Genomic DNA, 22,267 nt, shown 5'->3' with positions numbered 1-22,267 from the left:
CATGTGGAGCAGTTCAATCTGTATGCAGCACGCAGCTTCATGCGCCACCTGGAAGACCGCCTGCCCCGCTATGAGGAACTGTTCCGCAAGGCGGAAGGCAACAGCGGCTTTGACTGGCGCCTGCTGGCTGCCCTGGCTTATCAGGAATCCCTGTGGGATCCGGGTGCCATCTCCCCCACCGGGGTGAAGGGCCTGATGATGCTCACCAACGACACCGCTCGCCAAATGGGTATCAGTGATCGCACCGACCCGGCGCAGAGCATCCTGGCCGGCGCCGACTACCTGCGTCACACCCACGAACGCATCCCCGCGCGCATCCCGGAACCGAGCCGCACCTGGATGGCCTTGGCTGCCTACAACGTGGGCTTCGGTCACCTGGAAGACGCTCGGGTGCTGACCCAGAATCAGGGCGGCAACCCGGACAACTGGCAGGATGTGAAACAACGTCTGCCCATGCTGGCCAACCCGGCCTACGCCGGCCAGCTGCGCTACGGCAATGCCCGCGGCGGCCAGGCAGTGATCTACGTCCGCCACATCCGCCGCTATTACGACCTGTTGGTGTGGGCGGAAAACAGCCGCCGCCGTGACGACACCCTGATCGCACTGAATTAAGGAACAGTCACGAGAGGCGAGTAACGAACCCCTGTCAGAGTTCTGCACTTCGAAACTCGCTTCTCGCGACTCGCAACGTTGTCGTTTCAGAACAACCCTGGCTGGTCCACCTGCTGCCCCATGGCCAACGGCGCCAGCCCCTGCACATGCTCCGCCAGCATGGCGTGCCACAATGCTGCCAGAGCCAGTGCATCACCATTGTCCGGCATGTGTATGAACAGGTAAGGACGCTCCCCCGCCGCTATCAAGCGTGCCACCCGCTCATCCCAGGGGGCAAGAAACGGTCGGTTGGCCTGCAGCTCCGGATGCCCCACATAGCGAACCACCGGCGCAGCATTGACCGGCAGCACGTGCACCGGCAACCGGGGCTTCTTGCGCTGGGCCTCTCGTGTGGCCTCATCTACCGCGCTGGCGGCAAACAACGCCCGGCTGTCAAAACACACCCGGGCCAGATTACGCTCGCGCAAACCACGATTGAGAGTCTTTTCCGCCTCCCCCTTGGCGAAGAAATCCGGGTGACGCACTTCTACCGTGCACTCGAATGATGCCGGCAGCGTTTCCACAAAGCGCCACAAATCACCCAATCGCTCCGGCCCGAAAGCCGCAGGAAGCTGCAGCAGCATGGGCCCGAGCACCTCTGTCAGCGGAGCCAGCACATCCAGAAAAGCCCCGACCTGCTTATCAACACCTTGCAGCAGACAGTCATGAGTGATCTGCCGGGGAAACTTGAACAGGAACCGGAAATCCTCCGGCACCTGCACCCGCCATTGCTCACATTGCTGGCGCGACGGCGTGGCATAAAAGGAGGTATTGCCCTCGACACTATTGAAAACCCGGCTATAACGAGCCAGAGGACTCACGCCGGCAGGCAGGCGGCCATTCCATCCCGGATGCTGCCATTGCGGGCAGCCCAGAAAATACGGCTGTGTCATGGGTGAGTCCCGCCATAGAAGCCCTGCTCCTCTAGAAAACGCCGCACCGTTTCCACCAACGCGTTGCTGAGCTGACGATAGTCCGGATAGGGGGTCAGCAATAAGCGCCTCTCTGTGTCCACGGAGACACCGGGAGCACCGACCAGCGGGCAGGCATTGTGCTTCAGCCCGACAAAACGCTGCAGGTTTTCTTTTCCACCAATCCAGTGCCAGCCCCCCCCGCTGGACAATGCCGGCGCAAAACCGAGAGCGGTGTTCTGGAACAGGGAAACATCCCGAAAAAGCCGCCAGTCCTCAGCGGACGGACTGACCACTTTGGCGAGCAGGTTCACGATCTTGCGCCAGTGGTTGGAGTTGGCTGCCAGCAATTCAGCCGCATCAGGGCGTTGCTGCAACCGAACAAGGCCGTTCGGCCGGTGGGGCAGGTAGAGCATCAATGTCGGGCGGATGGCCCCAAGATAGTCGGCGTCAGGCATCCCAGCGGTCTCGTCGATTCCAGGGTGCGGGTATTCTACAGGCCGGCGAGGAAAAGGGGCTAAAACGAAAAAAGGGTTTGCCACATGACTCTGCGACAAACCCTTTTTCCTGAATAATGGTAGAACCGGGCGGATTCGAACCGCCGACCTCCGCCATGTCAAGGCGGCGCTCTAACCAACTGAGCTACGGTTCTATGGCAACCTTCAGGGCAATGCTCTAGTGCCATGTGCCTGAAGAGGGTGGCAATTCTATGCAGCTTGGCCGCGCAGGGCAAGGGTCAATTTATTTACGCCGGCGAGATCCCCAGGCGGTTTCGATCTGGCGGGCGCGGGTGATGGATTCCTCCACCAGCTCTGACTGGTGCTCGGCGAACTCACGGATGATTTCCAGCGCCGAGCGCACATCACGGCGGAAGATGGTCTCCACCAGGGCCTTGAAGAACGACAGGCATTCCTTCACTTCGTCGGCTTCCAGGTGCAGGGCCATGAAGTAGGCCCGCTGCATGGCCGGCTGCATATTGATAAGAATGTCTTCCACGAATACATTGCGGGCAAACGGGTAGGCATGCTCAAGGAACTGGAAACTGAGCACAAAGAACGCATCCAGATCCCGCTCTTCCGCCGCCACCTGCAGACCGTGAACCAGCTCGATAAAGGCATCCAGATCCTCTTCACGCACCACCTTGATGGCCTTGCGGATCACCAGGCCCAGCAACACCTGCATCACCTCGTAGAGGCTGCGCACATGGGCTTCGGACATTTCCTTCACCACCGCCCCGCGGCGCGGCAGGATATCGATCAGTTGGCGGCGCTGCAGGATCAGCAGCGCCTCGCGAACGGAGCCACGGCTCACATCCAGCTCGCCGGCCACACGCAGCTCCTGGATACGATCACCGGCCAGCATGTCACCATGGATAATCTGCTTGGCCAGGTGCTGGGCAATCTGCTCGGAAAGACTTTCTTTGGCTTTGAAGCTCACGGGTACTCCTTAGAGGGACCTCTTTCAGCATTCAACCGCACGCTCTGTTTCCGCACCGCAATCGCCGGTACAGGCACAGCCCCCATTGCTTGTTGAACAATCCCAAAATTCTTGTCTGACTATAGAACAAGGGCGACGGGGCTCCAATAGCTGGAAACCAATTGCCTACAATGACCGACAACAAGATGTGTCCACGCTCGCACTTTTTCCCCGGTCCTCTGGATTTCAGCGTTATTACTGGCCAGTATGAAAGAGAAAGGCTGCCTCAGGGCACAACAATAAAGAATCACCAGGTACACAGGATGTCCCCAGACCTGATTACGCAATTACCCCGTGTGGATTCACTCTTTGATCAGTACACGGAACGCTTTGGCAAGCAACAGACTCCTTACCGCAACCACGTCTACCGTCTTATCAATTTGGTGGCAGCCCAGAAGACACTGGACGAGCAAGAGCAGGAAGCCCTGGAGATTGCCGCTTTCTTCCATGATGCCGGCATCTGGCTGGCCGGTACTTTCGATTATCTCCAGCCCTCTGCCCGCCTGGCGGAACATTATCTGGAAGAGCAAAAACTCGGCCATCACCGTGCCATGGTGCGCGCCATGATCCTGAATCACCACAAGATCAGTCGCTATCACGACGACCCGACAAACCTGGCTGAAGTGTTTCGACGCGCAGACTGGATGGATGTCAGTCTGGGCCTGATGCGCTTCGGCGTACCCATGGCCCGGGTTCGGCTGATCAAACGGGCCTTCCCCAACGCGGGTTTTCATCGCCTGCTGCTCAAGCTGAGCGGCCAGCAATTGCTCAGCCAACCCTGGCGACCACTGCCCATGCTGAAACGCTGAGCACCGGTTTATTGTTTGCCGTATACGCTGCAATGTGGATACGCGACAAATGCCACGGCAAACTCGTTTGCTGCCACTATATGGAGCACAAAAAGTTACTCACAGCATCTGTGGATAACTTTGTGCATAGACTGTCAGGAACTGCCGCCAGCGCCGATGTTTCCTACCCTTTCCCCAGAATGATGAAAAAATGGCCGTTTTATTAAGTTCTTTTAAAACAACAACTTATAAATCATTTACTGCAAATCAACAAGTTAGACAAGAACATTCACACAAGGTCTGAAAAACGGTTAAACGCTGTGCAAAACTCTTGCCCCGAACCGGAGCAAACAGAAAAATGCAAGCGTCCGTACCGCTTTATTGAGCCGCCACAGCCACTTGCAAAGGGAAACGCAGAAAGGTTTGAGGGTCAGCGCCGCAGACTGAAGCTGATACCCAGCACGACGACCGGCTCTACATCCAGATCGTTATTGTCGCGCTCTTCTTCGCTGTCGCAGCGAAACGCGGCTTTGTACTCGTCACAGTCCAGGGCTTCAATGGCCCCTACCGCCGCGCTGACGGTCCAGCGGGAATAGGGTTTTACCCACTGGTGGCCGAGCTCCACCCCGACACCGAGACGCTCATAGTGGCGCTCACCGCCCAGGTCCCCCGCCATCAGGCCGGTATAAAAACCGTTCTCGGACATCAAGCCGCGCTCCATTTTATGGCGCCAGCCGGCCACCCAACGGGGTTCATCGGTGTCGAGACCGCCGGAATCAAGGTAAAAGGCCGGCATGGCGTAGAAGCTGTTGTGCTCGGTGGCCCACTCCAGGTTCAACCCGGCCAGACCATTGAGGTAGCCCAGGCCGATAAGCAGATCATCTGCCACAGCCGGCACGGGCATGAGCATGAGGAAGGACAGTAGCCAGCGGTGCATGGCAAACTCCGGTTATTGTTGTTATTCAGCCAGGGCTGTTCACGCCTGGTCAGGCCGCAAGCGGGCCAGGGAGCCTGTATTTTTCACAACCCCCTCACGGATTACAAGCATGGAAAGCCCGGGCCCGGCGTTAGCGGGGCCCGGACCAGTATTACAGCGGGATCTTGTCGATGCTGTCGGCGGTGGTGTCGATGGCGCCATCCACTTTTTCCAGTGCTTCATCGGCGGCGTTGCCGGCCACCGGAATAATGGACAATACGGCGCCCACGACGGAGCCAGCGGCACCGACCAGTCGCATGGGGGTGGTTGCCAATTTAGTGAGGAAACAGCCACTCAGAGTGGCAGCCAGTAGGCCCATCACTGCCAGACGCATTACCGATTTCATAGTTGCTCCTTATTATTCTTCAGGGTGTTGTTCGCACGTGTACCAAGACGCCGTGAATCAGTATTGAAACTGCATCCCCAATCGACGTCCCACTTCTTCATAGGCTTCCACCACGCCACCCAGGCCCTGGCGGAAACGATCCTTGTCCAGCTTTTCGCGGGTGTCCTTGTCCCACAGCCGGCAGCCGTCCGGGCTGAATTCATCGCCCAGCAGCACTTCACCATTAAACACGCCGAATTCCAGTTTGTAATCCACCAGCAACATGCCGCCGTCCAGGAACAACTGCTTGAGCACCTCGTTAACCTGGAACGTCAGGGTTTTCATCTGCGCCACCTGCTCGTCGGTGGCCCAGCCGAAACTGCGGATATGGAAGTCGTTGACCATGGGGTCACCCAAATCATCATTCTTGAGAAAGAATTCAAAGGTGGGCGGATTCAGTTCCAGGCCTTCTTCCACACCCAGGCGACGGCAGATGGAGCCGGCGGCAATATTGCGCACCACGCACTCCACCGGAATCATTTCCAGCTTTTTCACCAGTGATTCCACTGGCGAGAGCATTTGCTCGAAGTGACAGGGAATACCCGCCGCCTTGAGCTTTTCCATGATGGCGGCATTGAACTGGTTGTTCACCGCACCCTTGCGCGCCAGCGCCTCTTTCTTCTTGCCGTCAAAGGCCGAGGTGTCGTCGCGGAACAACATGATCAGTTTGTCCGCGTCATCGGTGGTGTACACAGACTTGGCTTTGCCGGCATACAACTCGTCGCGTTTTTCCATGGAAAGGCCTTTACTCGGGTCAGTATTAATGTACTTGCAGCCAGCCAAACCCTTCCGTCTGGCTGGCAACGCCAATTCGTTCACGCCCTCGGGTCACTACCCGCTCAATGGCATCCAGTGCATGCCGGGACGTATTGTTCTGCTCACTCAGGTGCGACAACACCAGATGCTGCAGGCGATCCACATTGGCCTGGCGCAGCAGCGCCGCCGCCTGATCATTGCTCAGATGCCCCAACATTCCCCCCACCCGACGTTTCAACGACGGCGGATAGGGGCCGTGGACCAGCATCTGCGCATCATGGTTGCATTCCAGCACCAGCGCATCGCAGTCCTGGTAGGCGTCCACCACATGGGGGGTAATGGCCCCCAGATCGGTGAGCACGCCCAGGGTGCGGCCCTGCCAGGTAAAGCGGTACTGGCAAGGCTCGCGGGCATCATGGGGCACCAGGACCGGCAGAATCTGCAACGCCCCTACGGTAAAGGCACGCCCCGGCCGCACTTCCTGCCAATTAGCACCGCTGAGACTGGTGCGTTTGCCCTGTACAGCGCTGGCGGTGCCAAAAGAGCTGTAGACCGGGCAACCGGTCTTGCGGCCCAACGCCCCGGCACTGCGGATATGGTCGCCATGCTCATGGGTAACCAGAATGGCACTGAGCTGATCCGCCGCCAGCCCCAGTCGTGCCAGCCGCTGCTCGGTTTCCTTGACGGTAAACCCGCAGTCGATCAACACCAGAGTGTCGTCCGCTTCCACCAGGGTGGCGTTGCCCTTACTGCCACTGCCCAGGGATGCCAGCCTCATAATACTTAATTCAATTCTTCAAAAATGCGTTCAAGAATGGCCTGGCCCGGCGTTTTTTCCACCAGCGCGGAGCCTTCTTCATTCAATACCGCCACCTGAATACCATTGGTGGTATGGCTCAGTTTCAGTTGAGCCGTCTTGGCGTCCAGGGTATAGCGCTCCGGCACCTTCAGGTAATAAATCCCCACCTCACGGTCCCGGTCGCTGATCTTCAGGTCGGTGTTACCCAGGGCGTCGCCCACGTACTCCCAGGCCCAGGCAAAGCGAGTAGACATCATGATAATCGGATAGCCGTTACCATCACGGGCCAGAATCGCCTTCGAGGACGCATCCTTGGGGGCCGGTTGCTGTGACTTTTCCTCGTCAGCGCCACCCAGAACTACCAGCTGGGGCGGTTTGGGCACCTCAAAACGTTTCTCATCTTCACCACGGCCCACCAGGCGTTCTTCCTGACGCGGGACCGCATAAAGCGGCTGCTCGCCGATGAATACGCCGTCTTCAGGAACCTGGATAGGCTCCAGCATTTGCGCATTGCGATAATTCAGGCTGCTGTCCGGCAACCAGCTACAGCCGGATGCTGCGGATACCACCAGGGCGAGCGTTAACGCCGCTTTCTTCATTTAACCTCCAGCAGGCCACATTGACGCATGGTCTCACGCAAACGCGGCTGGGCCGCTTCTGACAGCGACACCAACGGCAGGCGGATACCAAGGTCAATCAGGCCCATTTCATACAGTGCCCATTTCACCGGGATCGGACTGGCTTCAATAAACAGATCACGATGCAGGGGCTCAAGTTCCGCATTTAATACACGGGCCTGGTCCGCGTCACCGGCCAGGGCCGCTTCACACATGGCCGCCATCTTGGCCGGGGCCACATTGGCGGTCACCGAGATATCACCGTGACCACCGGCCAGGATGAAGTCCATGGCGGTAGCGTCGTCACCGGAGTAGAGCATGAAGTCGTCACCGCAACGCTCGCGGATTTCACGGGCCCGCTCCAGGTTACCGGTGGCTTCCTTGATGCCGATAATATTGGGCACCTTGCTCAGCCGCTCCACGGTTTCCGGCAACAGATCACAGGCGGTGCGGCCGGGCACGTTGTAGAGAATCTGCGGAATATCCACCGCCCGGGCCACCGCCAGATAATGCTGGTAGAGGCCCTCCTGGGGCGGCTTGTTGTAGTAAGGCGTTACCAACAGGCAGGCATCGGCGCCGTCACGCTTGGCGTCACGGGTCAGACGGATGGCTTCTTCGGTGTTGTTGGCGCCGGTACCGGCGATCACCGGGATGCGGCCCTTGGCCGCGGCCACCACCTCACGAATCACACTGTCGTGCTCTTCAAAACCCAGGGTGGCGGATTCACCCGTGGTGCCCACCGCCACGATGGCGTGGGTGCCCTGCTCCACATGCCAGTCCACCAGGGCGCGCAAGCGCTCCCAGTCTACTGCTCCGTCTGCGCGCATGGGGGTTACCAGCGCTACAATGCTGCCACGGATCATGCCTGTCTCCTGTTTTGCGCCAATGGGGCGCAATCGCGATTATTCCGGTGCACCGGACCGAAGGGCGCTATGGTAAACCTCGAAAACGCTGGACGCCAGACGCCTGACACCCAACCGCCTTCCCGGCAGAGCCTGGCCGCGGCTGCTTTACGGCCATTCCAGTGGAAACAGACTGAAGCGAGTCACGAGGTGCGAGTGACGAGTTTCGAAAAGACAAACCCGGTGTTGCCTTTCAAAACTCGTCACTCGCACCTCACCATGGCTTTTCAGGGTCTCCTCATATTCCTCAAGGTCTCTGCACACCCTTCAGAAAACCTCTAAACTCTGACCACACAACAAGACAATGCCTGCGGAGCGCATCATGGAACAACTCATCGTTATCTCAGCCCTGGGTTCAGACCGCCCGGGCATCGTGGAGTCCCTTTCCCGGGCGGTATTGGAACACAACGGCAATATCCTCGACTCTCGCATGACCGTGCTGGGCGGTGAATTTGCCGTACTGATGCTGGTGTCCGGCAGCGATGCCACCCTGGAGCGCCTGGAAACGGACCGGGACAACCTGGCCAACGAACTGGACCTGCTGATCACCCTGAAACGTACCCGCCCACGCGATCTGCAGGCCCGCGCCCTGCCCTACGAGGTAGAGGTGGTGGCCATGGACAACCCGGGCATCGTCCACGAAATCGCCAACTTCTTTTCCCGGCGCAGCATCAACATTGATGACCTGCATACCGGCACCTATGCCGCTCCCCACACCGGCACCCGCATGTTCAGCCTTCACCTGGTACTGAGCATGAACGCGGAACAATCGGTGGCCGAATTACGTGAGGCCTTCCTGGACTTCTGCGAGGCGCGCAACCTGGATGCCACCATGACGCCGAAACGCTAGGGAATCACTAAGCGTTTCACTCACTCGGCAAAACCATCAACATCATGAAAGAGAAGCGGACCCGATATGGCACATCCCAAAATTGGTAACCTGGCCCCCAACTTCAAACTGCCCGATCAGGACGGCAATCCGGTTGAATTGAAATCCTTCAAGGGCAAGAGCCCGGTGGTGATTTTCTTCTACCCCAAGGCACTCACCCCGGGTTGTACCACCCAGGCCTGCGGCATTCGTGATACCAAAGCTGAGCTGGAAAAACGTGGTGTGGTGGTATTCGGCATCAGCCCGGACCCGGTTGCCCGCTTGCCCAAATTTATCGACAAGCATGATCTGAACTTCACCTTATTGTCCGATGAGGACCACGCCACCGCGGAAAAATACGGTTGCTGGGGAATGAAGAAGTTCATGGGCAAGGAATTCATGGGGCTCATCCGCACCACCTTTATCATCGGCAAGGACGGCAAACTGCTGAAGGTAATGGACAAGTTCAAAACCAAGAGCCATCACGAGGATCTGCTAGCAGAGCTGGACGAACTGGGAATCTAGAGAGCCTCTGAATCAACAGCATTTCCACCACAGAGGGCACAGAGATCACTGAGGGAAAGACAGATTGTTCTCTGTGATCTCTGTGTCCTCTGTGGTAAATACCGCTCTTCAGATTTTGGATTATTGCGCCGACGACTCCTTCAGCTCTGCATCAGGGTAAACCGCCTGACTGGGCCAGGCATTGATCACCGCCTTGATCAAGGTCGCCAGCGGGATAGCAAAGAACACCCCCCACAATCCCCACATTCCCCCGAACAGAAGAATCGCGGTAATGATCGCCACAGGGTGAAGATTCACCGCTTCCGAGAACAGCAGCGGCACCAGAATATTGCCATCGATAAACTGGATGACGCCGTAAATCACCATCACCAAGGCAAAGTCCCCGCTCCAGCCAAACTGCACATAGGCCGCCGCTGCCACCGGCAGGGTTACCACCGTCGCGCCGATATAGGGCACTACCACGGACAACCCTACCAGCACCGCCAGCAACACGGTGTAGTGCATGCCCAGCAGCAGGAAAGCGATAAAGGTGGCACTGCCAACCAGCAGGATCTCGATGGCCTTGCCGCGCACATAGTTGGCAATCTGATCATCCATCTCATGCCAGACGTGATCCAGAATCCGGCGCCGACGAGGCAGGAAACGCATCAGCCAGTTGATGATGGTTTCCCGATCCTTCAGGAAAAAGAACACCAGCAATGGCAGCAATACGCGGAACACCAGCACCTCCACCAGGTTAGGAATAGACGCCAGCGACAGGGTCAGCACCCCCTGCCCGGCTTCCGCCACCTGACGCTGTATCACCGCCACAATCGAATTGACCTGCTCCATGGAGATCACTTCCGGATAATGTTCCGGTAACTGTCTGAGCCAGGTTTCCCCATTCTTCAGCAGATACGGCAACTGGTCCTGCACCAGCAGCAAGGTCTGCCGCCATACCATGGGCAGCAGCACCACAAGGGTGGCAATCAGCAAGCCCAGAAACAGGGTAAAAACCAGATTCACCGCCAGCAGACGACGCATGCCTCGACGCTCCAGCCCGGCAACCAGCCCCTGCATCAGGTAAGCAATCACGATCGATGCAAGCACTGGCGCCAACATGCCACCGAAAAACAGAATGACCAGCCCGGCCGCCAGCAATACCACCAGCAGATATACTGCCTCCTCGTCGGAGAAGTACCGTTCGGACCAGTTTTTGAGAATACGTAACATCAGCTCTCCTGTTCGCCACGACGAATCACAAAGGCATAGTGGCCCTTATTTTCGCCCATGCGAACCAGCTCGTGGCAGGATTGTCTCAAATAGGCGGGAATGTCATCGGCAGAAGCCGCATCGGTGGCGATCACCTCCAGCAGCTGCCCCGGTTTGAGATGCCTGAGCGCCTGCCGGGTCTTCAACAGCGGCATGGGACATTGCAGGCTGGAGGCATCAATCTGCTGGTCAATAGGCAGGTCGCTCATATGGGCGCTTCATTCGTCTCTAGTCTAACGGCATTATAGTCACAACCCGGCGATGGAATAAGGGTCGGTCTGTGTCGGCCGGCACAAATAATCATGGGAGCACCTACTTGAAGTTTTTGCTACGCACTCTCTTGTTGTTGAGTTGTTGCACCCTGGCGGCCACCAGCGCCAATGACGACTTGCCGGTGCTCGGTGACCCCACCGCCGCGCTGATGTCCGCCGACCAGGAATACCGGCTGGGCCGGGGCTGGCTGCGCAGCCTGCGCGGGCAGACCTCGATCATGTCCGACCCACTGGTGCAGGAGTATGTGGAAAGCCTGGTCTACCGGCTTGCGTCCTACAGTGATCTGAAAGAACCCAATCTCGACATCGTGGTCATCAACAGTCGCCAGATAAACGCCTTTGCAGTACCCGGCGGCGTGATCGGCCTTAACGCCGGGTTGTTCCTCAATGCCCGTGACGAAGACGAGGTGGGCGGCGTAGTGGCCCACGAAATCGCCCACGTAAGCCAGCGGCATTTTGCCCGCCGCTACCTGGACTCCAAGAAGATGAACACCGCCGTGCTGGCCGCCATGCTGGCCAGCCTGGCAGTCGCCATTGCCGGTGATGGCGAAGCGGGTATGGCGGGTATCGCTGCCACCCAGGCCGGTGCCATCCAGGCACAACTGGCCTACTCCCGCCATAACGAGCGGGAAGCGGACCGGGTAGGCATGCAGACCCTGGTCGCCGCCGGCATGGATCCGGATGCCATGCCCCGTTTCTTCGAACGCATGCACAACAGCCAGCGTTTTTCCGGTGATCCTCCCGAGTTCCTGCTCACTCACCCGGTCACCGAGAGCCGTATTGCCGACAGCCGTTCCCGAGCGCGGGCGTTGCCCACACCGCGTCGCAACCCCTCCGTGCACTTCCTGCTGGTACAGGCACGGCTGCAGGCCGCCTTCATTCAGGGCGATGATCATGCCATCGACCATTTCCGCCAATACAGCAACGAACACAATGCCCTGGGTCTGCAGGCCGCCCGCTACGGACTGGCGCTGAGCTATCTGCGTGCCGACCACTATGACCAGGCCAGAACAATCATGCAGGCACTTGCCGAGGAACACCCGGACCAGCTGTGGTTCCGACTGGGACTGGTAGAAGTGGCGATGGACGAAGGCAACTACGACGTGGCTATCAGCCAGGCGGAACGGGTACTGGATCTGTCACCGAACAATTACCCGGCGTCCATTTTGCTGAGCAAAGCCCTGCTGCGCAGTGAGCAACCGGCCAGAGCCCTTCCCCTGCTCAAACCGCTGCTGGGAGACCGCCCCAACAACCCGTATCTCTGGGAGCTGGCCGCCGACGCCTACGGCAACAGCGGCGACAAGGTTCGCGCCCTGCACGCACGGGCAGAAAGCCAGTTCCTGCGTGGCAGGGATCAACAGGCGATGCAGCAGATGGAATACGCCTTGCGGGATGCGGAAAATGACTTTGCGCTGTACAGCAAGCTCAATGGCCGGCTGCAAACCATGAAGAGATTATCGCAAGAGGAATTCTAGGCCCGTTGGCGGGCACGCCGGGAAAGTGGCGAGGGAGATCACGGGGCGCGGCTGCAATGGAACGTTAGCGAGTTGCGAGAGACGAGTTGCGAAAGGCAATAGCGGTTATGCCTTTCGCAACTCGCCACTCGCTTCTCGTGACGGGCAATCTTCTCGCCGGGCTTCTGACGTGCTCTACCCTTTCAGCGATTTGCCGAAATCCAGCATGCGGTTGAGCGGCACCATGGCTTTGTCTGCCAGCTCCGGATCGACGAAGATTTCCTGGCCCATGCCATTGTCGTCTTCCAGCACCGCCAGCATGTTCTGCAGGCCATTCATGGCCATCCACGGACAATGGGCACAGCTACGGCAGGTGGCACCGGAGCCGGCAGTAGGCGCCTCCAGGAAGGTCTTGCCTGGGGCAAGCTGCTGCATCTTGTAGAAGATGCCCTTGTCCGTGGCGACAATGAAGGTGTCGTTATCCATCTCGCAGGCGGCCTTGATCAACTGCGAGGTAGAGCCCACCACATCCGCCATTTCCACCACCGGCGCCGGGGATTCCGGGTGTACCAGAATGGCAGCGTCCGGGTAGGCCGCTTTCAGATCGTGCAGCCCCTTGGCCTTGAATTCCTCGTGCACGATGCAGGCACCATCCCAGCACAGTACATCCGCACCAGACTTGTCGCGCACATAGCTGCCCAGGTGCTTGTCCGGGGCCCAGAGAATTTTTTCGCCGTTGCGGTCCAGATGCTCAATCAGCTCCACCGCAATGGAGGATGTGACCACCCAATCGGCACGCGCTTTCACCGCCGCCGAGGTATTGGCATACACCACCACGGTTCGATCCGGATGCTGGTCGCAGAAATCGGCAAATTCGTCCTCAGGACAACCGATATCCAGCGAGCAGGTCGCTTCCAGGGTAGGCATGAAAACGCGTTTTTCCGGGCTGAGAATCTTGGCGGTCTCGCCCATGAACTTGACCCCGGCCACGATCAGAGTGGACGCCGGGTGCTCCTTGCCGAAGCGGGCCATTTCCAGGGAATCGGACACGCAGCCACCGGTTTCTTCCGCCAGGGACTGGATTTCAGGATCGGTATAGTAGTGGGCCACCAGTACCGCGTCGCGCTGGCGTAACAATTCCTTAATGCGCTGGCGGTAGGATGCACGCTGCTCCTCGCTGAGCGAGTCTTCGTGTACCACCTTGGCCAGATGGGCCTGTACCAGTGCTTGTGCCTCTGCAGTCATTGGCTTCACCGCCTGGGGTTTCCCCCTGATATCAATAACTTAGGTAATAACCAGGAAATCAGGGCGGGCATAATACCACAACGTGACACCAGGGCGGCGCCACGTTGATACCCTTAAGCGTTAAAATGCGCCCGGATGGGCGGCTTTTCAAGATGCCGGGCGATAGTCCGGGCCGGCAGCGACCAGATGCACCGTGCTGATGGCGCGCTCCAGGAACGCTCCCTCGCAGTAACACAGGTAGTAATCCCACATACGGATAAAGCGCTCGTCAAAACCCAGCTCCCGGACTTTCGGCAAGGTCGCCAGAAAACGCTGGCGCCAATGATGCAGGGTCAGGGCGTAGTCATGGCCGATATCATGGAGTTCCGTGGCGACCATGCGGGTATGCTCCGTCAGATGCTGGCACATCACTGACACACTGGGCAGGAATCCACCGGGGAAAATATAGCGTTTGATGAAGTCGACCTGCTTGCGTGCATGCTCGTAGCGTTGATCCGGCACAGTGATGGCCTGCAATACCAGTTTACCATCCGGTTTGAGCCTTTCCCCGAGCACCTGAAAATAGCCAGGCAGAAACTCCGCCCCCACCGCTTCGATCATCTCCACGGACACCACCCGATCATACTGACCGGTGAGCTCCCGATAATCCTCTTCCAGCACCGTCACTTTGCCCTCAAGTCCCTCAGCCTGAACTCTCTCACGGGCATGGCGAGCCTGCTCCCGGGAAATGGTGGTGGTGGTGACCTGGGCACCATGATACTTGGCCGCATGAATGGCGAGACCGCCCCAGCCGGTGCCGATTTCCAGCAATGTCATGCCCGGGGTCAGTGACAGGTACTGGCAGATTTTTTCCAGCTTGTAGTCAGAGGCCTCTTCCAGCGTGGCGTCCGGGCGGGGAAACACTGCACTGGAGTACATCATGCTGCGATCGAGAAACAGGCTGAAGAAATCGTTGCCCAGATCATAGTGGGCAGAGATGTTACGACGTGAGCCCTGCAGGGAATTCCGGTTGTAGCGGTGCAACATTTTCAGGGCAGGCCTGGACAGCAATGCCATGCCTCCTTCCAGGGATTTCATGGCGTCCACGTTGGCGGCAAAGTAACGGATCACTGCCACCAGGTCCGGGCTATCCCAGCCTTTTTCCATGTACGCTTCCGCCGCGCCCAGGGCGCCGCCACTCATCATCATGGTATAGGTGCGCCAGTCGCGCAGACGAATAGTGGCCGCTTCGCTGTGAGAATGGCTACCGAGAACGACCTGATTGCCATCGGGTTCATGAATACGGAGAGCACCGTGCGGCAGGGCATTGAGCCGAGCCAGCACCAGCTTGCGAGCCACGGTCTGTGGCCAGCTCATTGTCACACTGTGTTGTAGTTGATTTGTTGTGGCTTTTTCGCCAGACAGCATGCGGTCAATCTCCGTACCGATTGTTACTGTTTTTACCGGGGTGAGAATGAAATCTCGCCCCCTTGCGCCAGAGCCGGAATGCCTGCCAGTAAATGGCACGCATTGTCGCCACACCCTGAGCACCGAAGCGGAAGATCACCGACCCCATGTTACCTTTGCCGGCGTCTTTCAGGTCCAGCTGCAAACCAGCCACAAACACGACCTGATCTTCCTTTCTGTCTTCCAACATTAGACGCAAACCGGGTAAGGCCACGTGAAGATGCCAGTGGTAATCCAGCGCCATGGGCAGAAAGGGGGACACATGGAAGGCTTTGGGATGGCTCACCACCCAGTCCCCTTGTTCGTTTTTTTGCAGGTTCAGGGGGTAGAAATGTCGCTCTCGCCAGGGGGTGTTCTGTACTTCCGCCAGCATGCTGTCCGGCTGATCGCTGTCCCCGGAAAAATGCAGGTACAACACCAGAGGATTGAACAGGGTGCCCAGGGTGCGCCACTGGCCCAGCATCACCACCCTGCCCCCATGCCAATCGAGACCCAGCTCTACGGCTTTTTCTCGCACCTTGTCATTCAGGCTATCCGGGCGCGCATCGACAAAATCGCTGTCGCGAAACACCACCAGCCGCCAACGCCGCCCCCAGGCCGGATGCCGGGCCAGCATGGCGTCCACTTCCGCCAGATCACACCAGACCATCCACAGCGGGTAATGAAACCCATGACGGAATGGCACCAGGCGCTGGTGCCATACCTTGCCCCTCGCTATCGCCTGGGTAATCACGGTGCAGACTCCGGGGACAATTCACGCACCACGTTCAGGGCCGACACCACGCCGTCTTCATGGAACCCATTGCGACACCAGGCACCGGCATACCAGGTGCGCCTTTCACCATTGCCCGCCAGTAGCGTTTCACAGGCCGCCACCGTGTCCGGGGTGAACAAGGGGTGGGCAAAGTGATAGCGGGCGATGATTTTTTCCGGGTCAATTTTGTCCGTGGCATTCAGGGTCACGCAGAAGGTTTCCGGGGCCTGGATGCCCTGCAGAATATTCATGTCATAGGTGACCTGTACGCGCTCCTGATCGTCATTGAAAAGCAAAGCATTCCAGCTTGACCAGACCCGCTGCCGCCGAGGTAGCAAGCGAATATCCGTGTGCAACACCACCTCATTATCCTGATAACCGAGCCGGGACAGGCAATCGGTCTCGCGGCTATCCGGGTCATCAAGCAGAGCCATGGCCTGATCGCTGTGGCAGGCAAGAATCAGCTGATCAAACTCTCGCTGTTCACCGTTCACCGTGAGAGTGACACCCTGCTCATGACGGCGTACCGCACTCACCGCTGAACGGGTGTGAAAACGGGCTGAACACTGCTCCACCAGGGGTTTCACATACTGATTAGAGCCCCCCGGCACCACATACCACTGGGGCCGGTTGGTGAGCGAAAGCAGGCCGTGATTCTGGAAAAAGCGAATAAAGAACTTTGCCGGGAACACTTCCATCTGTTCCAGGGAGCAGGACCAGATGGCCCCGCCCATGGCGAGAATATAATCACGACAGAAACGTTCCCCGTAACCGTGCCGGCGCAGGTATTCACCCAGCGGCATTTCCCCCGCCTCGCTATCCAGCAACCCGGGGGCATTGCGATTAAAACGCAGGATGTCGCCGATAAAGCGCCAGTGGGATGGGCTCAGCAGATTGCGCTTCTGGGCAAAAATCCCGCCCAGCCCATCGCCGGAATATTCCAGCCCGTTGCGCTGGTCGCTGACGGCAAACCCCATGGCCGTGGGTTGGCCCTGCAAGCCCAGCTCACCCAGCAAGCGCAGATAGTTGGGATAGGTGCGGTCGTTGAACACAATGAAACCCACATCAATGGCGTAGTCACCATGCTCCCGGCTCACCGGTACGGTACAGGTGTGGCCGCCGAGATAGTCGTTGGCTTCGAAGACGTCCACCTGATGATGTCGGGAAAGATACCAGGCGGCGGTCAGGCCACTGATACCCGCGCCGACGATGGCAATACGCTGACTCATGCCTGTTCCTTTCTGTTAGTGGGACTGTGGTTACTGTCGTCGTACTGGGCCTTGGCGGCCTTGAAGGCCTCGGTGACCCGCTCGCGTACACCGGCATGGGGCACCACCGGCGGCGGATAGTCGGGTGCCAGCAACGGTTGTTTCCAGGGTTCGTGGACGGTCTTGTTATCCAGCTCGCGCAATGCCGGCACCCAGCGGGCAATAAACTCGCCCTGGGCATCGAAACGCTGGCTCTGGCGGACCGGGTTGAAGACGCGAAAGTACGGCACCGCGTCGGTACCGGAGGACGCACTCCACTGCCAGCCACCATTGTTGGCGGCAAAGTCTCCATCGATCAGATGCTGCATGAAGAAGCGCTCCCCCAAGCGCCAGTCCAACCACAGGTGCTTGCTGAGAAACATGGCCGTCACCATGCGCAGGCGATTATGCATCCAGCCGGTGGCCAGCAATTGCCGCATGGCCGCATCCACCAGCGGGTAGCCGGTGCGCCCTTCGCACCAGGCCTGGAACAAATCAGGGTCCCGGGACCACTGCAGCAACTCGGTTTCCGGCCGAAAGGCACCGCCGCGACTGACCCGGGGAAAACGGGCCATGATCTGGCGATAGAAATCTCGCCAGGCCAACTCGCCAATCCAGCAGCCAGCCCCGTCCCGGGCACCGGCATCGGCCATGGCCAGGGTGGCCGCCCGGTAGCAACTGGCCGGTGACAGCGTGCCCGCAGACAAAGCGGCTGAAAGGGCACTGGTGGCCGGTTGCGAAGGGAAATCACGATGCTTGCGATAACCGGCCAGATGATGCTCGGCAAAATGATCCAGTTGTTTCAATGCCGCTGCCTCGCCCGGTTGCCAGTGACGGGTCAGGGAGTCAGGCACTGTCAGCTTGTTGAGAGCACTTTCCACCACTCCTTTGCCCACAAAGCGGCCGTTACCGGCGCGAACTGCAGGCAAGGCGGCCACTGGCTCAAAATGGCTGTCGAGCCACACATCCCAGCGTTTTTTAAAGGCGCTGAAAACCGTGTATGGCGTTCCCTTGCCGGTGTTCAGGGTCCGCGGGGGCACCAGCACGCTGTCATCAAAGCCGGTTATTTGTACCCCCAGCGGCTCTAGCGCCTGGGCCACCGCCCGGTCCCGGTTCAGTTCGTTAAGCGGGTACTCGCGGCTGCAGAAGAGACGTTCAATGCCGTGCTCCCCCACGAAGTCCGCCAGCTGCCCGGGCACGGCGGCAAAGTCGCCGGCGTCCAGCACATGCAGATCCACACCCCGCTCTGCCAGGGCATCGCCCAATTCGAGCAGGCTTTGCAGCACATACCAGCGACGTAGCGGCGCCACATCGTGGTTGTCCCATTGCTGCTCACAGAGAAAATAGACGGCGATAACCGGTTCATCCCGCTCCAGCGTCTGCTGCAAGGCACGGTGTGAGTGGATACGTAGATCGTTGCGATACCAGAGCAGATTCATAAAACGTCTCTATCCCCTTCCAGGGCCAACAATTGTTCCGCCACCGCCTGACGGTCCCCGGTGAGCCTGGTCACACAGGCCGGCGGCGCGTCCACTAGCCGGCCCCAGCAGGCCACAGGCCAGGGCTGGTTCTGTTGCGGCCAGAGACGCTGGCGCTGGCTGGCGGTAGGCCAGCGATCAATCACCCAGAGCACCCCGCAGGGCTGACGATCGGCCAGCAGCGCACTCAAGGCATCCACGTCCACGTCTCGTTGCAAGCACCACAAAGGACGCTGCAGCACCATGGCCAGCTCCAGCGCCGGCAACACGTCCCCCACTGGCACCAGTAGCCAGCCAAACTCCCGCCGCTTGGGCGACAGCGACAAGGCACGAGCGGCCCACTTCTGGGTCAGAACGGCTTCCAGCAAGGCCAGATGGGCGGACAGGGAGGGGCTTCCGGCGAGCTGCTCACGCAGGGGATCGCTGAGTTCGCGGATCACCTGAATATGACTGTAGTCGGCCAGGAGCCGGTTGAGCAGTTGCTCCAGACGCCGCCCATTCATGGTCTCCAGCGCCTGTAACGCATCCTGGCGTGCCTGGGCCCAGGGCACGCCGTTATCGGCTGACAGCAGCGGCTCCTGCTCCCCTGACAGCAAGGACGCCACCTGGCTGATGGGCACGCCCTTTTCCACCCAATGAACAATGCGCCGGATCTGGTCCACTTCGGCGGATCGGTAACGGCGATGGCCCTTGGCGGTGCGCTCCGGCTTAAGCAGGCCATAGCGGCGCTCCCAGGCACGCAGGGTAACCGGGTTGACGCCACACTGCTCACTGGCCTGCTGGATGGTCAGCACGTCGCTCATACCCGGTTTCTCAGCCCCAGGTCATCCGGGTAAGGCGACAGATACCCCTGCTTTTCCAGATAGGGCTGGGGCACCTTGCGCATGCCGCCACGCAGCAAGGTCATGGGGACGATCAACGGTACTTCCTCGCGCAGGTATGCCTCGATCTGTTCGTTGATCAACGCCCTGTCGGTAACGCTGAGGCCCTCACGCAAAAAACCCGCCAGGTGTTGCAAGGTATTCACATGTGCACCACGGGATACCCGCTTCTTCATGGCGACCATCAGGGCGTGGATGTATTCCTCGGCAATGTCCTCCAGCGGACGGCTTTTCAGATCGCTGAGCAAGGGACCCAGCTGGCGATAGGTTTTCTGACAATGGGCTAACAGCTGGAATTTGTGCCGACTGTGGAAGTCGATCAGCCGCTGGGCGGTGAGCCCCTGCTCACGGAGCTGGCACCAGTCATCGTAGAGGAACACCCGCTCGATAAAGTTCTCCCGCAGGGTATCGTCATTGAGCCTGCCCTCTTCTTCCAGGGGCATGAGCGGATAATGGGTCTGCAACGCTGCGGCAAACAGGCCACTGGCATCACGATGCTGCACATTGCCGTCATCGTTATAGACGCGAATGCGCTCCATGCCGCAACTGGGCGATTTGGCCATCAGGATATAGCCCCGCAATGGCGCCAGGGTAGGCATGGTGCGGATGATGAAATCCTGCATCAGGTCGGTATGGTCGCGACGCCCATCGGTAGTGATCAGTCGCAGCTCTGCTCCCTGTTCGGCAAGATGCATGGCTTTACGCGGCGCACTGAGGCCTGCCCCCATCTCCGGGCACAGGGAACGAAACTCGAAATAGCGGGACAAAACGCCAGTGCAGTAGCGGGAATGCTTGTGCCCCTTATCGTGGCGCACTTCCAAGCCCAGCAAACAGGCGCTGATACCGACCGGGATTTTTGCGGAGCTGTCCATGTGTCACCCCATACCTGTACAAGAAATGATGTTTGTACAAGTTTAGACCGGTGTACAGTCAACAACCCGTGAAGCTCTCATTCAGGCCTCTCTCCTGCACCGGTTCCTGAAGGTGCAATCTCGGGCAGCTATGCTTATACTGCCAAAAAAACTGACCATATGGACAGTGCAATGCGTATTCTTGTGTGTGGCGGGCGGGATTTTTCCGATCAGGCATTACTGGCCCGCAGCCTGGCCCGGCTGCTACGTGACAACACCTTCAGTCTGCTGATCCACGGCAACGCCAGTGGCGCGGATCGACTGGCCAGCCAGTGGGCCCACGACAGCGGTGTGGACCAGGTCAGCTACCCGGCCAACTGGGTAGCCCACGGTCGCGCTGCCGGCCCCATGCGCAACCGCCGCATGCTTCACCACGGTCGACCCCAGGCTGTAGTGGCTTTCCCTGGCGGTCGTGGCACTGCCAATATGATTCAACTGGCCGAGGATGCCGGCCTGCCGGTCTGGCAGCCCGCCCTGGACGGCGAAGATGGCCTGCCCACGCCCCAGGGGCTGGTGGCACGCTGAAGAAAATCTGATCCGCCACAGAGGACAGAGGAAAGTGCATAACCTCTGTGTTCTCTGTGGCCTCTGTGGTGAGAATCGGGTTTTGCCGAGACCAATATGTGTCGACGGGAGAACAAAAGAAGGGAATCGGGACAGGGCTGAAACGAAAAAGGGCCCGCCATAGGCGAGCCCTTTTAAATTTGGTGGGTCGTGCTGGATTCGAACCAGCGACCAATTGGTTAAAAGCCAACTGCTCTACCAACTGAGCTAACGACCCGCTCCCGAAGGAGGCGCAAATAATACGGATTTATTTCCGGGAGACAAGGGGAAAACCGATTTTTTTTCCCCTTTACTGATAGTTTGTTGGATCTTTGACCAATGCCTCTTCAAAGCCTTGCTTACGAAGGCGGCAACTGTCGCATTTGCCACAGGCATTGCCATTCTCGTCAGCCTGGTAGCAGGACACCGTGAGCCCATAATCCAGCCCCAGGGTGGTGCCCTGCTGGATGATCTGCGCCTTGCTCAAGTGCATCAGTGGAGTCTCCACGCTGATCGGGCTGCCTTCCACACCGGCCTTGGTGGCCAGATTTGCCATGGTCTGGAACGCTTCAATGAAAGCGGGGCGGCAGTCCGGATAGCCGGAATAGTCCACCGCATTGACGCCGATGTAGATCGCTTCAGCCTCCACCACTTCCGCCAACCCCAGGGCCAGGGAAAGAAAAACGGTGTTACGGGCCGGCACGTATGTCACCGGAATCCCGTCACCGCCCTCTTCCGGCACGTCAATAGAGTGGTCAGTGAGCGCTGAGCCACCGATATTGCCCATGCCCAGCTCGATCACCCGATGGCTGAGCGCCCCCAGGGCAGCGGAGACCCGCTCGGCCGCATCCAGCTCTGAACGGGTCCGCTGGCCGTAGTCAAAGGCAATGGTGTGGCACTGATAGCCCTGATCCCGGGCGATGGCCAGGCAGGTCGCCGAGTCCAGACCACCGGACAGCAATACCACGGCTTTTTTCATTGATGGCTCTCCTTCAACCCGTTGACTAGCGCCCGCGGGCGTCATTCCAGAGTAGTTTGTGCAGTTGCAGCTGGAACCGAACCGGACGGCGATCAGCCGCGGACCAGTCCGCGCGGTCCACGGGCTACATCTCCACCGTCTACGGGGACAAC

General features: G+C 59.0%; 25 protein-coding genes and 2 tRNA genes. 6 read left to right on the top strand and 21 right to left on the bottom strand.

All coding sequences use genetic code 11. The features are described from left to right. The coding region (locus ACFE0K_RS13870) for a transglycosylase SLT domain-containing protein (protein WP_434536619.1) at nt 1-612 on the top strand (612 nt) is incomplete at its 5' end. A gap of 86 nt (nt 613-698) precedes the next feature. Here ACFE0K_RS13870 and ACFE0K_RS13865 read toward each other — a convergent pair. The 4 genes from ACFE0K_RS13865 to ACFE0K_RS13850 all read right to left on the bottom strand — a co-directional run bounded on the left by ACFE0K_RS13865 (nt 699) and on the right by ACFE0K_RS13850 (nt 2,999). Further along, on the bottom strand, nt 699-1,544 hold the full coding sequence (locus tag ACFE0K_RS13865) for a DUF72 domain-containing protein (RefSeq protein ID WP_434536618.1): 846 nt from the start codon (nt 1,542-1,544) through the stop codon (nt 699-701). Further along, nucleotides 1,541-2,020: a DUF6942 family protein gene (locus ACFE0K_RS13860; RefSeq protein WP_434536617.1), complete on the bottom strand. Its 480-nt coding sequence runs from the start codon at nt 2,018-2,020 to the stop codon at nt 1,541-1,543. The genes ACFE0K_RS13865 and ACFE0K_RS13860 overlap by 4 nt, the downstream gene beginning before the upstream one ends. Before the next feature lie 117 nt (nt 2,021-2,137). Next, nucleotides 2,138-2,214, bottom strand: a tRNA-Val gene (locus tag ACFE0K_RS13855). Between the two features lie 89 nt (nt 2,215-2,303). Continuing rightward, nucleotides 2,304-2,999 carry a GntR family transcriptional regulator gene (locus tag ACFE0K_RS13850; protein ID WP_035247869.1) on the bottom strand — a complete coding sequence of 232 codons (696 nt, stop codon included), beginning with the start codon at nt 2,997-2,999 and terminating at the stop codon, nt 2,304-2,306. 302 nt (nt 3,000-3,301) lie between these two features. Between ACFE0K_RS13850 and ACFE0K_RS13845 the strand changes: the two genes are divergently transcribed. Further along, nucleotides 3,302-3,847 (top strand): hypothetical protein, encoded by a 546-nt coding sequence (locus tag ACFE0K_RS13845; RefSeq protein ID WP_434536616.1) that lies wholly within the window; start codon nt 3,302-3,304, stop codon nt 3,845-3,847. 409 nt (nt 3,848-4,256) lie between these two features. Here ACFE0K_RS13845 and ACFE0K_RS13840 read toward each other — a convergent pair whose 3' ends face one another. The 6 genes from ACFE0K_RS13840 to dapA form a co-directional block, all read right to left on the bottom strand. Beyond that, nucleotides 4,257-4,763, bottom strand: a complete 507-nt coding sequence (locus tag ACFE0K_RS13840) for a hypothetical protein (protein WP_434536615.1) — start codon at nt 4,761-4,763, stop codon at nt 4,257-4,259. Nucleotides 4,764-4,914: 151 nt separating this feature from the next. Continuing rightward, nucleotides 4,915-5,148: a DUF6726 family protein gene (locus tag ACFE0K_RS13835; RefSeq protein WP_434536614.1), complete on the bottom strand. Its 234-nt coding sequence runs from the start codon at nt 5,146-5,148 to the stop codon at nt 4,915-4,917. A 57-nt stretch (nt 5,149-5,205) separates the two neighbouring features. After that, nucleotides 5,206-5,922 carry a phosphoribosylaminoimidazolesuccinocarboxamide synthase gene (gene purC, locus ACFE0K_RS13830; RefSeq protein ID WP_297768477.1) on the bottom strand — a complete coding sequence of 239 codons (717 nt, stop codon included), beginning with the start codon at nt 5,920-5,922 and terminating at the stop codon, nt 5,206-5,208. A 25-nt stretch (nt 5,923-5,947) separates the two neighbouring features. Continuing rightward, nucleotides 5,948-6,721, bottom strand: a complete 774-nt coding sequence (locus ACFE0K_RS13825; RefSeq protein ID WP_434536613.1) for an MBL fold metallo-hydrolase — start codon at nt 6,719-6,721, stop codon at nt 5,948-5,950. A 5-nt stretch (nt 6,722-6,726) separates the two neighbouring features. Next, the gene (gene bamC / locus ACFE0K_RS13820; RefSeq protein ID WP_434536612.1) at nt 6,727-7,341 is read right to left on the bottom strand and encodes an outer membrane protein assembly factor BamC; all 615 of its coding nucleotides are present in this window, start codon (nt 7,339-7,341) and stop codon (nt 6,727-6,729) included. Next, the gene (gene dapA / locus ACFE0K_RS13815; protein ID WP_297768469.1) at nt 7,338-8,222 is read right to left on the bottom strand and encodes a 4-hydroxy-tetrahydrodipicolinate synthase; all 885 of its coding nucleotides are present in this window, start codon (nt 8,220-8,222) and stop codon (nt 7,338-7,340) included. The genes bamC and dapA overlap by 4 nt, the downstream gene beginning before the upstream one ends. Nucleotides 8,223-8,583: 361 nt before the next feature. Between dapA and ACFE0K_RS13810 the strand changes: the two genes are divergently transcribed. Together ACFE0K_RS13810 and bcp are read left to right on the top strand one after the other, a co-directional pair. Beyond that, the gene (locus tag ACFE0K_RS13810) at nt 8,584-9,111 is read left to right on the top strand and encodes a glycine cleavage system protein R (RefSeq protein WP_434536611.1); all 528 of its coding nucleotides are present in this window, start codon (nt 8,584-8,586) and stop codon (nt 9,109-9,111) included. Between the two features lie 66 nt (nt 9,112-9,177). After that, nucleotides 9,178-9,654, top strand: coding sequence for a thioredoxin-dependent thiol peroxidase (bcp, locus tag ACFE0K_RS13805; protein WP_434536610.1), 477 nt, complete (start codon nt 9,178-9,180; stop codon nt 9,652-9,654). Nucleotides 9,655-9,774: 120 nt separating this feature from the next. Here bcp and ACFE0K_RS13800 read toward each other — a convergent pair whose 3' ends face one another. Both ACFE0K_RS13800 and ACFE0K_RS13795 read right to left on the bottom strand, forming a co-directional pair. Further along, complete coding sequence (locus tag ACFE0K_RS13800) at nt 9,775-10,866, bottom strand: AI-2E family transporter (RefSeq protein WP_434536609.1); 1,092 nt, start codon at nt 10,864-10,866, stop codon at nt 9,775-9,777. After that, complete coding sequence (locus ACFE0K_RS13795) at nt 10,866-11,114, bottom strand: sulfurtransferase TusA family protein (protein ID WP_434536608.1); 249 nt, start codon at nt 11,112-11,114, stop codon at nt 10,866-10,868. Before ACFE0K_RS13795 ends, ACFE0K_RS13800 begins: the two co-directional genes overlap by 1 nt. Nucleotides 11,115-11,221: 107 nt before the next feature. Between ACFE0K_RS13795 and ACFE0K_RS13790 the strand changes: the two genes are divergently transcribed. Next, nucleotides 11,222-12,652, top strand: coding sequence for a M48 family metalloprotease (locus ACFE0K_RS13790; protein ID WP_434536607.1), 1,431 nt, complete (start codon nt 11,222-11,224; stop codon nt 12,650-12,652). Nucleotides 12,653-12,826: 174 nt separating this feature from the next. Here ACFE0K_RS13790 and nadA read toward each other — a convergent pair whose 3' ends face one another. The 7 genes from nadA to ACFE0K_RS13755 form a co-directional block, all read right to left on the bottom strand. Beyond that, the gene (gene nadA / locus ACFE0K_RS13785) at nt 12,827-13,876 is read right to left on the bottom strand and encodes a quinolinate synthase NadA (protein ID WP_434536606.1); all 1,050 of its coding nucleotides are present in this window, start codon (nt 13,874-13,876) and stop codon (nt 12,827-12,829) included. A 147-nt stretch (nt 13,877-14,023) separates the two neighbouring features. After that, entirely contained in the window at nt 14,024-15,232 is a 1,209-nt protein-coding gene (locus tag ACFE0K_RS13780; protein WP_434536605.1) for a class I SAM-dependent methyltransferase, read from the bottom strand. A gap of 55 nt (nt 15,233-15,287) precedes the next feature. Then, complete coding sequence (locus ACFE0K_RS13775; protein WP_434536604.1) at nt 15,288-16,055, bottom strand: DUF1365 domain-containing protein; 768 nt, start codon at nt 16,053-16,055, stop codon at nt 15,288-15,290. Next, nucleotides 16,052-17,305: an NAD(P)/FAD-dependent oxidoreductase gene (locus ACFE0K_RS13770; RefSeq protein ID WP_434536603.1), complete on the bottom strand. Its 1,254-nt coding sequence runs from the start codon at nt 17,303-17,305 to the stop codon at nt 16,052-16,054. The genes ACFE0K_RS13775 and ACFE0K_RS13770 overlap by 4 nt, the downstream gene beginning before the upstream one ends. Continuing rightward, on the bottom strand, nt 17,302-18,762 hold the full coding sequence (locus ACFE0K_RS13765; RefSeq protein WP_434536602.1) for a cryptochrome/photolyase family protein: 1,461 nt from the start codon (nt 18,760-18,762) through the stop codon (nt 17,302-17,304). Before ACFE0K_RS13765 ends, ACFE0K_RS13770 begins: the two co-directional genes overlap by 4 nt. Further along, nucleotides 18,759-19,604, bottom strand: a complete 846-nt coding sequence (locus ACFE0K_RS13760; RefSeq protein WP_434536601.1) for a MerR family transcriptional regulator — start codon at nt 19,602-19,604, stop codon at nt 18,759-18,761. Before ACFE0K_RS13760 ends, ACFE0K_RS13765 begins: the two co-directional genes overlap by 4 nt. Beyond that, nucleotides 19,601-20,554, bottom strand: a complete 954-nt coding sequence (locus ACFE0K_RS13755; protein ID WP_434536600.1) for a YbgA family protein — start codon at nt 20,552-20,554, stop codon at nt 19,601-19,603. Before ACFE0K_RS13755 ends, ACFE0K_RS13760 begins: the two co-directional genes overlap by 4 nt. 171 nt (nt 20,555-20,725) lie before the next feature. Here ACFE0K_RS13755 and ACFE0K_RS13750 point away from each other — a divergent pair, with 171 nt between their 5' ends. Further along, nucleotides 20,726-21,118, top strand: coding sequence for a DUF2493 domain-containing protein (locus ACFE0K_RS13750; RefSeq protein WP_434536599.1), 393 nt, complete (start codon nt 20,726-20,728; stop codon nt 21,116-21,118). A gap of 180 nt (nt 21,119-21,298) precedes the next feature. Here the strand turns inward: ACFE0K_RS13750 and ACFE0K_RS13745 are convergent. Further along, nucleotides 21,299-21,374 (bottom strand) — tRNA-Lys (locus ACFE0K_RS13745). Nucleotides 21,375-21,446: 72 nt separating this feature from the next. Then, nucleotides 21,447-22,115, bottom strand: coding sequence for a 7-cyano-7-deazaguanine synthase QueC (queC, locus tag ACFE0K_RS13740; protein WP_434536598.1), 669 nt, complete (start codon nt 22,113-22,115; stop codon nt 21,447-21,449). Nucleotides 22,116-22,267: the final 152 nt, after the last annotated feature.

The organism is Alcanivorax sp. (assembly GCF_051117345.1).
GTDB lineage: Bacteria > Pseudomonadota > Gammaproteobacteria > Pseudomonadales > Alcanivoracaceae > Alcanivorax.
Note: the sequence above shows the minus strand (reverse complement) of the source record. Positions and strands in the feature narration are given on the sequence as shown.